Origin of the sequence: Moorena bouillonii PNG, from assembly GCF_001942495.1 — a bacterium.
GTDB classification, from domain to species: Bacteria; Cyanobacteriota; Cyanobacteriia; order Cyanobacteriales; family Coleofasciculaceae; genus Moorena; species Moorena bouillonii.
In genome coordinates this window covers 7,383,039-7,396,358 of record NZ_MKZS01000001.1, presented here as the reverse complement: position 1 = coordinate 7,396,358, position 13,320 = coordinate 7,383,039, and the positions used below count along the sequence as shown (strand labels likewise).

General features: G+C 42.5%; 13 protein-coding genes and 1 pseudogene. 9 read left to right on the top strand and 5 right to left on the bottom strand.

Annotated features, from left to right (window positions below; genetic code table 11):
• Window positions 1–253: 253 nt before the first annotated feature.
• Window positions 254–700, bottom strand: a complete 447-nt coding sequence (psbQ, locus tag BJP37_RS30155; protein ID WP_229415495.1) for a photosystem II protein PsbQ — start codon at window positions 698–700, stop codon at window positions 254–256.
• 644 nt (window positions 701–1,344) lie between these two features.
• On the opposite strand from psbQ, the gene BJP37_RS30150 reads away from it, so the two are divergent.
• Window positions 1,345–1,884: a PEP-CTERM sorting domain-containing protein gene (locus BJP37_RS30150; protein WP_075904427.1), complete on the top strand. Its 540-nt coding sequence runs from the start codon at window positions 1,345–1,347 to the stop codon at window positions 1,882–1,884.
• Window positions 1,885–2,241: 357 nt separating this feature from the next.
• Complete coding sequence (locus BJP37_RS30145; protein ID WP_075904425.1) at window positions 2,242–2,448, top strand: DUF433 domain-containing protein; 207 nt, start codon at window positions 2,242–2,244, stop codon at window positions 2,446–2,448.
• A 214-nt stretch (window positions 2,449–2,662) separates the two neighbouring features.
• On the opposite strand, the gene BJP37_RS30140 is transcribed toward BJP37_RS30145, so the two are convergent.
• Window positions 2,663–3,508: an alpha/beta fold hydrolase gene (locus BJP37_RS30140; RefSeq protein ID WP_075906601.1), complete on the bottom strand. Its 846-nt coding sequence runs from the start codon at window positions 3,506–3,508 to the stop codon at window positions 2,663–2,665.
• Window positions 3,509–3,905: 397 nt separating this feature from the next.
• On the opposite strand from BJP37_RS30140, the gene BJP37_RS30135 reads away from it, so the two are divergent.
• Window positions 3,906–4,322 carry a Tery_1686 family protein gene (locus BJP37_RS30135; RefSeq protein WP_075904423.1) on the top strand — a complete coding sequence of 139 codons (417 nt, stop codon included), beginning with the start codon at window positions 3,906–3,908 and terminating at the stop codon, window positions 4,320–4,322.
• 119 nt (window positions 4,323–4,441) lie between these two features.
• Here BJP37_RS30135 and cobJ read toward each other — a convergent pair whose 3' ends face one another.
• On the bottom strand, window positions 4,442–6,418 hold the full coding sequence (gene cobJ, locus BJP37_RS45250) for a precorrin-3B C(17)-methyltransferase (protein WP_075904420.1): 1,977 nt from the start codon (window positions 6,416–6,418) through the stop codon (window positions 4,442–4,444).
• A 594-nt stretch (window positions 6,419–7,012) separates the two neighbouring features.
• Between cobJ and pheA the strand changes: the two genes are divergently transcribed.
• Window positions 7,013–7,873, top strand: a complete 861-nt coding sequence (pheA, locus tag BJP37_RS30125; protein ID WP_075904418.1) for a prephenate dehydratase — start codon at window positions 7,013–7,015, stop codon at window positions 7,871–7,873.
• A gap of 156 nt (window positions 7,874–8,029) precedes the next feature.
• On the opposite strand, the gene BJP37_RS30120 is transcribed toward pheA, so the two are convergent.
• Window positions 8,030–8,671: an LON peptidase substrate-binding domain-containing protein gene (locus BJP37_RS30120; RefSeq protein WP_070395693.1), complete on the bottom strand. Its 642-nt coding sequence runs from the start codon at window positions 8,669–8,671 to the stop codon at window positions 8,030–8,032.
• A 370-nt stretch (window positions 8,672–9,041) separates the two neighbouring features.
• On the opposite strand from BJP37_RS30120, the gene BJP37_RS30115 reads away from it, so the two are divergent.
• The 4 genes from BJP37_RS30115 to BJP37_RS30100 all read left to right on the top strand — a co-directional run bounded on the left by BJP37_RS30115 (window position 9,042) and on the right by BJP37_RS30100 (window position 11,577).
• Window positions 9,042–9,377 (top strand): XisI protein, encoded by a 336-nt coding sequence (locus BJP37_RS30115; protein ID WP_075904416.1) that lies wholly within the window; start codon window positions 9,042–9,044, stop codon window positions 9,375–9,377.
• Window positions 9,378–10,092: 715 nt separating this feature from the next.
• Window positions 10,093–10,611, top strand: a complete 519-nt coding sequence (locus BJP37_RS30110; RefSeq protein ID WP_075904414.1) for a hypothetical protein — start codon at window positions 10,093–10,095, stop codon at window positions 10,609–10,611.
• A gap of 410 nt (window positions 10,612–11,021) precedes the next feature.
• Window positions 11,022–11,360: a DUF6972 family protein gene (locus BJP37_RS30105; RefSeq protein ID WP_070395690.1), complete on the top strand. Its 339-nt coding sequence runs from the start codon at window positions 11,022–11,024 to the stop codon at window positions 11,358–11,360.
• Window positions 11,311–11,577 carry a hypothetical protein gene (locus tag BJP37_RS30100; RefSeq protein ID WP_075904411.1) on the top strand — a complete coding sequence of 89 codons (267 nt, stop codon included), beginning with the start codon at window positions 11,311–11,313 and terminating at the stop codon, window positions 11,575–11,577. The genes BJP37_RS30105 and BJP37_RS30100 overlap by 50 nt, the downstream gene beginning before the upstream one ends.
• 292 nt (window positions 11,578–11,869) lie before the next feature.
• Here BJP37_RS30100 and BJP37_RS30095 read toward each other — a convergent pair whose 3' ends face one another.
• A complete protein-coding gene (locus BJP37_RS30095; protein WP_075904409.1) occupies window positions 11,870–12,166 on the bottom strand; it encodes a DNA adenine methylase in 297 nt (98 codons plus the stop codon).
• A gap of 468 nt (window positions 12,167–12,634) precedes the next feature.
• Here BJP37_RS30095 and BJP37_RS30090 point away from each other — a divergent pair.
• Window positions 12,635–12,919, top strand: a pseudogene (locus tag BJP37_RS30090) (dienelactone hydrolase); the annotation flags it as partial.
• Window positions 12,920–13,320: the final 401 nt, after the last annotated feature.

Here is a 13,320-nt window from a genome sequence, read left to right as displayed (position 1 = left end):
AGTGTTAATTATGAATTATGCTTATGGATAAGGTTTTTATTCCACCTTTACACTTCACACTTTACCCTTTACCCTTTACACTTTACACTTCACCCTTTACCCTTTACCCTTTACCCTTTACCCTTTACCCTTTACCCTTTACCCTTTACACTTCACACTTTACACTTCACACTTCACACTTCACACTTTACACTTCACACTTCACACTTCACACTTCACACTTCATACTTCACACTTCATACTTCATAACTTTTTAACTAGTGGGAATTAATTCCAAAAAGTCATCAAAGTTTTTCAACGCTGCTTCGTAGTTTTTGAGTGCCAGCTGGGAGTTGCGCTCTACAGAAGCTTCGTCAATTTTCACCAAAGATTTTAACAATACTTCAGCCGCTTGCTTGGCAGCTTTCTGGTCTTTGGGAAGGAGTTGACCACTCAGATAGTTACTGCTGCGCCCTAGATCTCCTAACGGACCATGGATAAATGAACTAATATCTACCCAGTTTTCGTCTTGAATGTTGGCTTCGAGAACTGGCATTTTCTCGCGAAGCTCAAGCACTCTAGTAGCACTTGTCTGGATTTGGGCAATTTTTTCAGGGGTGTAGGTAGGAGCCTTGGTGGCACTTGGGCTACCACAGCTGACCAAAAAGGTCATCACCATTGCCAGAATCACAGTCAGAATAGACCGATAACTTCTCATCATCATTGTTTGTTCGCTAGCCAACCGATCGGGAAAACTATTTAAGGTTCGTCACGTACTATAACCTAATATTGGTTACATCAAACGCAAAGTTTAATACCCAATACGGCAGCTTGACCACTGATTGTATCGAAGCTTACCTATCCAAGCACTACTTTCAGCAAGATCTTGGTTGGCGAAATACTAATCAAATCACGAGCTGCTCAGGTAGACGCTGCTGGGAGCATGTCAACTTTATAATTAGGACTATATTCAGGAAGATACTCTAACTCTAAATGAATATTCGGCAGTTTTTATTATAGTTTTTATTATCTGCTTTTTTTGTGAAAATTTGCATTGTATAAAATCATGATTATTTTAGTTGTTTTTTAGCAAAATGTTCTTTTTTATTTACCGCTAATACTCATTTATTAACTAGTTCTCAATAAAAGGCTTTTTAAAAAAACTAAATAAGTAATTTCACTCAATTACTGCATCTTAAATTTTATTTCATACATGAGTGTTGTCACTATTGCTATTGCTAGTCAATTTTTATAAATTAATAGAAAAGCAAGTAATTATTTTGCCATAGTTTAGAAGCTACAGGGTGTTTAACAGGTTTTAAATCTACGCAAACTACAAAAACTTGATCCCTTTTACAAAAAAACATGACTAACATTTTAAAAAAGTTATCTTTCGTTGCCACAAGTGCAGTTCTTGGCTTCACTGTCATTCAGGCTAATCCTGTTAATGCAGCTTCCATGATTTATGATTTGGAAGTTAGTATAGATTCAGGTGTTTTAGCTGGTGAAACCTACTCTGGATTTTTTGAGTTTGATGATTCAGGACTAACGGGAATAGATGAAGAATTTTTATCAGTCTCCAATATCAGTTTTGACTTTGGTGGTGTTAACTACACTGAAACTAATAGTTTATCCGATCCTGAAGCTGTATTTTTCGATGGTGATTTCTTAGGGTTGAGTTGGTCAGATGATGAATTCTCTTTTATAGCTGGTTTCTTTGACCTTAGTGAAGCTTTCTTTGCATACGATATTCCTCAAGGAGCTGGTGCAGGAGACATTGCATACACTTTACGTGCAGATACCCCAGCATCTACACCAGTATCTACACCTGAACCAACTGCTATTTTTAGTTTGTTAGCTTTGGGTGCTACAGGTTGCAGTGGTGTTTTGAAAAAGAGAAAGTAAACATCATTATCAAAAAATACCGGATATTTTTTCAATAAATATCTGATAAAAAATAATGTAGGGATGTTCTATGGAGCGCTGGGGAGGTCACATGCAAGCTATAATCCTTACTGGGTAATATGTTCAGCCTATCTGTTAATTCAGGCGCGCTTTCCGCATCTAATTATTAAATTCACGCTTTGGTGCGCGCCTCCAAGGCGCGGCCTTGGGTTGCACACCTAGGAGTGGGTTAATGGAAGCAGGGAGCTTTGCAGCAGGGATCAGCAATAGCGCTATAGTTGTTAAGGCTTTTTTCCGTTACAGCACAATGGTAGTCTGCTATTAACTCAGATTAATCAGACCGAACCTATTGGCAAAATGAGCGATCGCAATATTATTACCATCGAACCGGATAAGCGAGCTGGGAAACCGTGTATTCGGCAGATGCGAATAACGGTTTATGACGTTTTAGCCTGGCTAGCAGCTGGTATGTCTCACGCCGAAATTGTCGATGACTTTCCAGAATTGACGGAAACAGACATTAGAGCTTGTCTAGAATTTGCTGCTGATCGCAACATCCTTTAATTGCCACGGATAGTGAATAATTCAGGTTCTTCAGTACCTTTTATCCTAAAGTTCCAGTTAAAAAACTCAGAAAGCTTACTGTAAAAATAAAATTAGGCTCTTCAACTAACAAAAATTACTGAATACAGCCTCTTTCCTCTGTTCCCTGTTCCCTGTTCCCTGTTCCCTTTTACAGACTGTTTATTGAGCATAACAGGTACGGTAGAGCTATAATTCAAGCTTTGCGTCGTAGAAACGGCACCAGGATTTCACTAATTTCCTTCGACCAATGCTCCTGAGGGTAATGTCCAGCTTCCTCCAGCTTCACTAATTCCTTATTCTTAAGGTGATTAGCAAATTGCTCAGCTTGCTCAACCGGAAGCCAAGGGTCTTTGAGTCCCCAAATAATTAAGGTTGGCTTCTCCCAGTTGCGGAAACCTGATTCAATTTCTGCCATAGACTGGTTCATCTGGATATTCTTGATAGTCGCTACCAGAGAACGTCCAGGATCGGAACTTTTCAGAAAGGGCTTGCGATAGAGATCTAAATAGTTGTCTTCAATGCGATAGCGCGACCCCCCTTCCAGAGTTCGGTCAACTAACAAGGGGTCTTGGGTTAACATATCCCCGATGAATGGCCATCCCCATTGCTGCATTTTGCTGGGTAACTTGGCAGCCGAGGAGACAGGTGTATTTAGAATCACTAGACGCTCAATCTGGTCTGAGTGACGCAAGGCATATTGAAGTCCCACTGAGGCGAGAAACCCTTGGACAACTAAGGAAAACCTTTCGATTTCGAGGTGTTTAAGGAAATCCCCTAAGGCTTCAATGAAAGCATCTGGTGTGTAGGGAAAGTCAAGCCGGTCCGGTTTTGCGGATAATCCAGAACCGAGCCAATCTGGTGCGATCGCATCGTAGCCTACTTTAGCTAAATCTGGCATGATCTCACACCAGCAAAAACTCTGGGATGGTAAGCCATGAAGAAGTATTACTGGCACTCCTCTACTATCCCCAACTGGTTTAGCTTCCCGATAGAACCATTCCCAAGACCCGACTTCTATAGATTGTTCACTGATTGACACGGTTGTTTTGCCTTTACGCTGTTGCTTGTCGTGTGGCAATCCTGATCGACTTGTGAACAATACTTCCATTGAAAATAGTTCGTCAGTCCTGAGTGCTGAGTTTTGAGTAAGAACTGTTACTGTCCACTTTTCAGCTGGGATTGCTATATGAGCTTACCGCTGAGTGGTAATTTAGGCAACTTAGGAGGATGATTTATCTAAAGCGGAACGGAAGTAGGAGAAGCGGGGCAGTTATAGGAAATGCCTCCATGTCAGAAGACCTGGTTCTAGTTTTGATTAAATATTTAACTTATACTACAAAAGTATAAATTTTTATAAATAATTGGGTAGATTTGTATTAGGTTGTAATAAAAAGATACAAATTACGTTACTAGCAGTTAACCATAGGAGATTAGGCGTGAACGCAGCTGAACAAGCAATCGGCTTAGAAGTCACCACCAAAATTGCGGCTGTTGTGAATTTGTTTAAGTCTGAATTCCCTGATGCCAAGGCTGACCTCAAGCCTTGGACAAATGACCCGGAAACCCGAGAACTCGTGGATCCTAACTCCATTGACATTGGCTTTCACTTCCCTGGCTGGAGTAGACGCTTCCAAAGTCGAAGTATTTTGTTACAGATTCGGTTTCATAAAGACCAGTTAGATCAATCTCATCGGCTGATTGGTTTGGAAGCTACCGCCTTTAACCATCAAGGAGAAGCTTGGCGACTCTCCACAGTGGAGCGTTGGCAAATTATCGGTAATTGTCAGCCATCAGCTGAAGTGGGGGAGAAGCTAAAACATTTCTGTCGTCAGGTGTTTGAGTTGTTTCTCTGATTTAACTTGCCAAATCTGCTTTCAACCAAATAACCTTAAACCTTCAACCAAATAACCTTGGCCTTGGCCTTTGGGCCACGCTACGCGAATGGCCACGCTACGCGAACAACCTTAAACCTTCAACCTTCAAGCCGATATCCCCGTGGTGTAATCATCCAATCCTGATGAACATCAGTGCTTTGATTACCAATCAGCACCATAGTCAGCATATCAATGGGTATTTCCAGCATTTTGTCAAGCGTTGTGAGAGTGATTTTTTCATCCTCTCGATAGGCGGAAACCACAATGGCTACAGGAGTATCAGGTTTCCGATGCTTGAGAAAAATCCGTTGTGCGATCGCAATCTGCTCAGTGCGATTACGCGATCGCGGATTGTACAACGCAGTCACAAAATCTGCTGCGGCTGAGGCTTCTAGACGCTTTTCGATTACGTCCCAAGGGGTCAATAGGTCACTCAAACTAATGGCACAAAAATCATGCATCAGGGGTGCTCCCACACGAGAGGCAGCAGCTTGTAACGCTGTAATACCAGGAAATACTTGCACCTGGGGTGTCTTACCATCCCAGCCCCTAGAGCGCAATTCTTCTAGCACTAACCCCGCCATACCATAGATACCGCAGTCACCAGAGGAAACCACTGCTACCGTTAATCCCCACTCAGCCAGTTCAATGGCACGTTTTGCTCGTTGGGTTTCTTGGGTAATCGGTAATGCTTCGATAATTTGTCCTGGACGTCGCAAGGTTGCAATTAAATTGATATAGAGGGAGTAACCAATCACAGCATCAGCGCTGGATATAGCCGTTTTAGCTGCTGGGGTTATTTGCTCAAGATTTCCCGGACCGATACCCACTAGCAACAGTTTCCCCAAACGTCCAGTATATTCTACCGGGGATTGAGCAATTGCTACAGTTACTGCTCCTACTTGATTCGCTGATTTAACTATTTGTTTGGGAACTAATAAGGGTTGTTCGCGTTCGCGCAGCGTCGGCTTTGCCGAAAGCGTGCTAACCTTCAACGTGCTAACCTTCAACGTGCTAACCTTCAACGTGCTAACCTCCAACGTGCTAACCTTTAACTCTCTAGCGCCACAGAGAGCTGCTGCTTCGGCAACGCTGGGAGTACCAACTTCTGCCGCCACCACATCCGATGGGTTGGGTACAGTTACGGAACGGAGTACCTCAGCTGGGAAAGTGCGTAAGGGCCAATGGCGCTCTTGGCACAATTGGACTATACCGACTTCATCGGCTTTCAGGTCAATAGTCGCAATTCCTGCGATCGCATTTTCTGATAAACCATAACCCTCACAGGTCTGCCGAATCGCCATTTCAATCAACTGCTTCGATGTCCCTCGCTCACAACCAATACCCACCCACAGTACCCGTGGATACCACTGGACGTTTGGTAAATCCGATCCTGAAGCAAATTGCTGGTGGGTGGCACTAATCCAAATCCTGGCTTTGGGTGAGATAGACTCGGATTCAGTTGTAGCGCTATCCTCTGGAAATCCGAAATAGAAAGGATGTCCATCTCTAAGATGAGCTTGCCAAAGAGTGGAACCAGCCTCTTGAATTACCTGTACTATTTCCCCACGGGCAACCACAGCACTGACTCTAGTCCAATCCCCTTCTCCCCGATACCAGCCAAAGGGAATACCTAAGACATCAACTCCAGGTAGACCTAAATCCGCTGCTGCTCCCGTTAAAATAGGCGTTGAGTCCAGTTGGGAAGCAATTAACCGTGTCAGTTGATCTGCTCCCCCTTGATGACCACTACACAAACTAATTACAAAACCTCCCCCTTGATCAACTACCACCACCGCTGGATCACTGGATTTATCGGTTAACAAAGGAGCAATTAAGCGCACCGCTGCTCCGGCTGCCAAACAAAACACCAAAGCACGGTGGTTTGGCCAGAGGGAGGCAATGTGGTCTTTGAGGGAACCCTTGTAGACAGCAACCTGTTCTAGGGTGCTCAGAGAATTCGGTACCCAAAGGGTTGCACCAGTAGTTTGACAGAGGGGTTGCAGGATTTGAGCCCCAGTAGGAGTGGTAGCGATCGCAGCTAGGGGTTGGAAATTTTCAAAAACCGATGCCATCATGAAAGAAATAAACGTTAACTAGGGCAGATAAAGATACCCTGCTTTACTTTTAAAATAGAATATTTGCGCTTGCTGTTTATCGGTTCCTCGATTACCAAACAAGCCTAAAAATACCACAGCTACTAATAACTGATATACTGACTAACTTAGGGCTATTTTTTTTCAAGAGCTTACAGTTAACTTCTTAATCAATACAAAGCACCTAAAAATCTGATCTAATCCTAATTTATTATTAATTACTTTATGACCATTAAACCTGCATCATCTAGATACCATTTTCAACTATATCATCAAACTCAATACTGATTTATGATCACACCAAAAAATTATCATAGCGACTGCATCAATACAAGGATTACAGTTTTTGACCTGACTAAAAATCCTTATCTACTTGATTAACTATTGCCTATTGCTAGCATGCCTATTGCTATCATGCCTCTTGCCTCTTGCCTCTTGCTAGCATGCCTATTGCTAGCATGCCTCTTGCCTCTTGCCTCTTGCTAGCATGCCTATTGCTAGCATGCCTCTTGCCTCTTGCCTCTTGCCCTTCCCTAAACGATTTTGTTCACAACTCAAATTATATTGTCTATTATGTCACTTTCTATTGCCTATCTCGGACCACCAGGAACTTATACAGAAGCCGCTGCCACAGCTTATGCTGAGCGACTCCAGAAACAACAGGGTCAACAATCCCTCTTGTGTCCTTATCCCAGCATTGGCCAAACCTTACAATCAGTAGCTAACCAACAAGTTGATCTAGCAGTGGTACCTGTAGAGAATTCCATTGAAGGCAGTGTCGCCATGACACTAGATCGGCTTTGGCAACTAGATCAGCTCCAAATTCAACAGGCTCTGGTTTTGCCAATCAGACATTTTCTGATGTCACGGGCATCAACCATAGCAGAAATTAAAACGGTTTATTCCCATCCCCAAGCCCTTGCTCAGTGTCAGCGGTGGTTAGAGCAGTTTCTGCCATCAGTGCAACTGGTACCGACCAACTCCACCACTGAAGCGCTACAGTTTTTGGACAAAGATCACAATGCAGCAGCGATCGCTTCTGAACGAGCAGCAAAGCTTTATACTCTACCAGTACTGGCATCTAACATTAATGACTATCCCGATAATTTCACTCGATTTTGGGTGCTGAGTTTAAAGCCATCTCCTGGAGGTAGTCATACCTCCTTAGCATTTAGTCCTCCTGCTAATATACCTGGATCCTTGTCTAAACCACTCCAGGTATTTGCCCGTCGAGGCATTAATTTAAGTCGGATTGAGTCTCGTCCCACCAAGCGATTACTTGGTGAGTACATATTCTTTATTGAACTGGAATCAGATCTCTATGCACCATTATTTAAAGCCGCTCTTGAGGAAATAATCCCTGATCAGGAAATCCTCAAGATTTTTGGCAGCTACACCCTCATCAATGTCGATAATTTGACTGTCAACAGTTAACCGTCAACGGTGAACAAAAATGTTGTTATAGCGCTGGGAGCAACGAATAGGGAATAGGAAACTTCGGACAAGGGAAGGGAGAGTAATTGATGAAAACAGTATCAAGAAAATACTAATGCTACGAGGTCTATTCTCTCTTAAGCTTATAATCAAAGCTTAATTTAAGGCATCTTTGAGTACAGTACGTGCCGCTAAGTGATTGCGAGTAGAAGTGAGAATTTCGGTTTCCCGTTCTAGACGTTTTTCCGTGTCTAGGGTCTCTAAAAGTGCCTGCTGTTCTAAGGCTACGCCGTATAGATTGCTAGCAACCCAGTAAGACAACTCAATGGGTAGATCGGGCAGGTCTTCTGGTAGCTCAATTTTCTGGTTGGTCAACTTAGCGGAAAGACGCACAACATCCCGCAATAACTGTGCCACTTCTTTTGCCTTTGGTTTGAGGTCTTTAGCTGGTGGCTGGTCTTCAATCCATTCCACTAGTCCAACCCGATAGGGCTTTTCACGAACGTACTCTAAGACCCGAAACCGCTGCTGACCTAAGGTTACTATTTTCATCCGGTCATCGGGAAGACGCTGAAAGTGGATAATTTCAGCGCAACAGCCAATTGTAGCTGGTTCCTGTTTAACAGGATCCCACATTAAGACACCAAATCTGCGATCGCTATCCAAAATCGTGTTCATCATGATTCGGTAGCGAAATTCAAAAATGTGTAACGGCAGAGGGCGTCCAGGAAATAAAACGACTTCAGGTAGGGGAAATATGGGGAGTTCTCTGACAGCAATCGAGGATGAGGATACCATTGTGCCTGGGTTAAAAAGGTAACTTCGCTTATTTACATACTGTAACGGATTTTGTGTTTGACACTCCAAGGCATAATTCGTCCTGTAGTCTTTTGTAGTGACCTAGCTAGACTCACGAGGGTAGGGGAGTGTAGGCTTGAGCTCCTGAGCAATAGGGGTGATATAGCGCTACGCGCAAGTCAGAAGTTAAAAGTCAGAAGTCAAAAGTAAGCTAGGATTAGGTTTCGGAGTTTAGAAATGTCAAACATATTAATGCCTAGTGCTATAACTTCCAAGTCTTACAGCGGATCTTTACGCTAAAGCATGCTGGTATACAACAGTATCAGGTCTTGATAATTGTGTATGATTCCGCCAAAGAGGTGATTGTTCAATGGAGAAAGTAGCTCAATACCGCGAGTACGTTCAGAGATTACTGAACGACTACGCCAAGGATGATATTTCTAATGATGAGGTGGAAGTACAACTAATTTTTGACACTGTTCGGGATCATTACCAGTGGATGAATGTGGGTTGGGAAGATTGTAATCGGATTTACCGTTCTATAGTTCATTTAGATATCAAAGACGGAAAAATTTGGCTCCAGCAAAATCTCACAGATCTTAATCCTGCTGAGGAGTTAGTTGAGATGGGCGTTCCCAGAGAGGATATTGTCTTGGGTTTACAGGCTCCTTATAAACGTCCGTACACTGACTATGGTGTCGCTTGAGATAGTAACGGTGCCATCAGACCTTGCCGTAGTTATCAGACAAAAGGCTTGCAGGCAACAAAATTGCAGTTATCGGAAGCGTCGATGCACTGGAAGCACTGGCGATCTGTTGCGTTGCCGAAAGATTTCTACCGCCAGTGAGCTTGACATTAGAAAGTTTCTATAACTAGACTATTAAGTAGTCAGAGAATTTTACATTAGTGGAATCCGTGCCACATAAGCAACCGATTAACTTACCTCTGGCCGTCTCTCATAATCTTAATTAAATCTCTTTGTTTACCTAACCAGGCAATTTTTTTCTCTTCCTGTTTCCGATTTAGGAGAGGTAAAAAAAAGGCTGAATTAATTTCCATTGTTGGCTAATCAAATCAGTTCTGTAGGATTGACGCCTCATCTCCACTGACTAATTGTAGCTGATTTTTCCCTATTATTTTTTCGAATTGCTCCCTCTCAGGAGTTTTTCTTGATCTTTTTTCTATAGATACTCTCCTATAGATCCCTGCTTGCTTGCACAGTTAACTTTAGACAAAACTTGCCAAGTACTTATGCATAAATATGACCCTGCAAATCTAAAGATATCCCATACAGAGGTTTTACAGGCTTAAAACTTACTTATAAAAAAATGTTTTTGAGTTAGTTTATGATAAAAATAATCATGTTTTTATGATTATTTTTACATATTCTTTTTTGATTATTATTGTATTAATTATTTTTATTGTTTTATGCACTGAATATTGATAACCATGATTTTAGTGGATTTTTTAAATTTTTAGTAGATTCAACTTCTTTAATAATTACTTTTGTGTTAATTAATACTTTAATTAAAGAGGCTAAAAAAGGTTACCATAAATTCAGGCATCTCAAGAGATTATATAAATCAGTGAAAAACTTTAATTCTCTTGTTGAAGGAGTTGACGCCTTGGATCAGGCTGGGCGTTCAGTTGGTTTAGATAGATTGGAAAATAAAGAAAAAGTGATTGAAGCTCTGACAATTATTAGAGCTGATTTAATTGCTGCCTTAAAACTCGAAAAAATATTCAGAGAAAATCCAGATTTCACTTCAAATAGTTTTGCCGTCAATTTAGAACCTTTACAGATTCTAAAGCTGAGTGAGCAATCGAGTGAATATGGTCGGTTATTCAATGAAGCTATCCAAATTGGAATAACTGTTCAAGAAGAGATGCAAAGTCTTCAAGGTAATGCAAGCAAGCCGTATCGTAGAACTGGAGTTTAGACTAAAGCTTGATGGGAGAATTCCATAAACCGTTTAAGCTCCGATTGTTGCTGAACATTCAATCAAGCATGGAGAAAGAAAACCAATACGATCTTAAGTAGCACCCCCAGACCTCAAAGCCGTCAGTAATCAGTAAGTCCAGTAGGATGGGTTAGTGATAGCGTAACCCATCATTAATTGACGGTTAGTCTGCTAAGCACAAAAGTGCTGGAATTTTTGAGGTTGCTTGGTTTCCTAACCATTTATCACAGCAGATGCTCTAGGGGGTGGAGGCGATCAGTCATCCCGAAAGTTGCTGATGTATTTCTAGTCTCAAGGAGAGGTTTTTGTCTGCTGCAGTTGAGGGGGTTTTGTGGTCTTGCTCCATACCATAAATTTGGTATGCTCAAAACACTCGATATTTCTAGTGTATGAGTGGCATCGATCGTGAGATTTTTCTGGATTCTAGACACATTGCCAAGCATCTACCTGGCACACCACAAGTACAGCGGTTACTCAGGCGAGGCCGATCGGCTCATGTTTTTAACAATCAAGCCACAATGGAAAGAGTTGCTCAAGCCATCATAGAGACAGGAGAGTTTACCGGAGTCATACGAGGATATGAGCGTTACGGTTTGTTCTTCGCTGATTCAATTGGTTACAGAATCAGCCCCGATGGTAGCCCAAGCACTCCCTTGTTTTATGGAGAGGTGAAGATTGATGGAAAAAACCAATACCATGTTATTCCCCGTACTCGACCCAGCCAATAGTGAGTGGGATTTCGCTGAAGTTTGGATTGACCCCATGCTATCCCCTCCCTACATCCTGCTGTTACTGGGTAATTCATCAGGTAGTTGTCGTGTGTACGATCCTGCTGAGAATTACAAGGTTGTGTTTACTGGAGCAACCTATGATGAAACCCAAACTTGGCTGTTGGAAGATGAATACGAGCCAATGGAAGGGCGACTTTTAGCATCGGAGTTATAAAGATTCCTGGTCATTCCACATTCGCGGGTTTCACGATTTGACCTTGGATCGTAAGCCCTTCATCAACCTCACAATCTTGATTTATCCCTTTTCTGTTGTATCAGGCTAATTTCAAGCTGCTAACTTCCCCTCTTCACCAGCAGCCCCAGACCTCAAACCCTTCACATAATAACTACCCTAAAAACCAATCCAAATTTCGGCCAATCAACAATTCTGTCTTCTCAGCATGATGAGTGTTTTTCATAGCAATAGGTTGTACAGCAAATTCATAGCCACTTGCTAGATCACTTATTTATTCTGTATTGTCATAGCTCATCAAAAAATCGCCTTCCAATTGGCTAGCAAGTTGAAATACAGCTTCATGATCAACTGTTGAATATCGATAGAGCCTGCGCCCAGCTTTTAGATAAGGTGGATCAATGAAATAAATAGCATCGTTTCGGTGATAATTTTGCTCACAAACCTCAAACCCATCCCCGGCAATAAATTGAATTTTTGTCCGGATTTTATCAATGGAAAGTATACGCTTTTTCAGGGTTTCGGGATACCAGCGTGAGGTGATTCCTTTCCCATTTTCCCCATTTTTCATAAAGCTAGTACGATCATTCGATCTTGTAGGATGCGTTAGTGATAGCGTAACGCATCATTAATTCACGGTTAGTTTGCTAAGCACAGAAGTGCTGGATTTCTTGAGGTTGCTCGGTTTCCTAACCATTGATCACAGCGGATGCTCTGGGCAGTGGATTCTCTACTGTAGCAGTAATTCTGTCACCCCAGCACCAGGGGAGAAGACCAAAAACATAACAGACTACCCTCACCGCTATTCAGAAGTCAGCTGTTGGAGACTTTGCCATTTCTGAGTCAGAACGACTCATTGAGGATCAACGAATCCCACACCATTGACTGAAACGGACCCGAAGGCGAAAGGATTGGCTTTTCCCAGAGTTGGTCTCGCGCCGCTAGCCTCAATGCCGTTAGCCTTCCATCTATGGGTGTGCTTCAAAGCTCACTGTAATTGATAAGCTCATTAAAGTCTGAATCAACAAGTTTTTGTGGTATGGTTATTCGAGCAATTTTTCAGTCTACCAAAGTAGAAGATGCTTCCTCTCCATATGACACCATTCATTTGAAAGTTTTCTATCCAGCCCTGATGTCAGGCAGCGATCAGGAACAAAATATGGGTATTGTTCCTGCTGATCCTCAGCAGTCTCCCTTCAAAGTCGTCATTTTCTTTAATGGCATAAACTGTAGTCCTGAAGTATATCAGTGGCTTGCTATTAAGTTGGCAGAACGTGGGCTTGTGGTTGTCACTTTCTCCTGGGTTGCCGAAAACTTACCTGGTAGTGCGGCTTGTTCTAAGTAGGAGCCTCCTGAAACAGGAGGGGTATGACTTAGGTAACTCGCGGGGAAAACCCCAAAAGTTATAACTGTCCATCTGGATGGCGGTGCAAACCCGACCCCCTGGAGAGACAGGTGACTCCCTACCTTGGCCACACCGAGTTTGAAGTTACCGTAAGACAGTTGAGCCTTTATGGGCGATCGGTCTTGCATAAAAGGGTTAAATCTTTTGTAATAAGGCTCAACTGTCTAAGGTTTCATCTCCGAGGCGACATCCTAGCAGAGTGAAGCTGGCACCAGGACGCAATCAGACAAGTTTCAGATGCTTGACACTGGCGTTAACGGGGAGGTGACATGGGTAACAGTAGCGAAAGTCCTGAAAAAGTGTCTTATGGGTAAGCCGCA

Bases quoted from the DNA above. Each gene is read 5' to 3' on its own strand.
- psbQ (WP_229415495.1), bottom strand. From the start codon at position 700: ATGATGAGAAGTTATCGGTCTATTCTGACTGTGATTCTGGCAATGGTG.
- BJP37_RS30150 (WP_075904427.1), top strand. From the start codon at position 1,345: ATGACTAACATTTTAAAAAAGTTATCTTTCGTTGCCACAAGTGCAGTT.
- BJP37_RS30145 (WP_075904425.1), top strand. From the start codon at position 2,242: ATGAGCGATCGCAATATTATTACCATCGAACCGGATAAGCGAGCTGGG.
- cobJ (WP_075904420.1), bottom strand. From the start codon at position 6,418: ATGGCATCGGTTTTTGAAAATTTCCAACCCCTAGCTGCGATCGCTACC.
- pheA (WP_075904418.1), top strand. From the start codon at position 7,013: ATGTCACTTTCTATTGCCTATCTCGGACCACCAGGAACTTATACAGAA.
- BJP37_RS30120 (WP_070395693.1), bottom strand. From the start codon at position 8,671: ATGGTATCCTCATCCTCGATTGCTGTCAGAGAACTCCCCATATTTCCC.
- BJP37_RS30115 (WP_075904416.1), top strand. From the start codon at position 9,042: ATGGAGAAAGTAGCTCAATACCGCGAGTACGTTCAGAGATTACTGAAC.
- BJP37_RS30105 (WP_070395690.1), top strand. From the start codon at position 11,022: ATGAGTGGCATCGATCGTGAGATTTTTCTGGATTCTAGACACATTGCC.
- BJP37_RS30100 (WP_075904411.1), top strand. From the start codon at position 11,311: ATGGAAAAAACCAATACCATGTTATTCCCCGTACTCGACCCAGCCAAT.
- BJP37_RS30095 (WP_075904409.1), bottom strand. From the start codon at position 12,166: ATGAAAAATGGGGAAAATGGGAAAGGAATCACCTCACGCTGGTATCCC.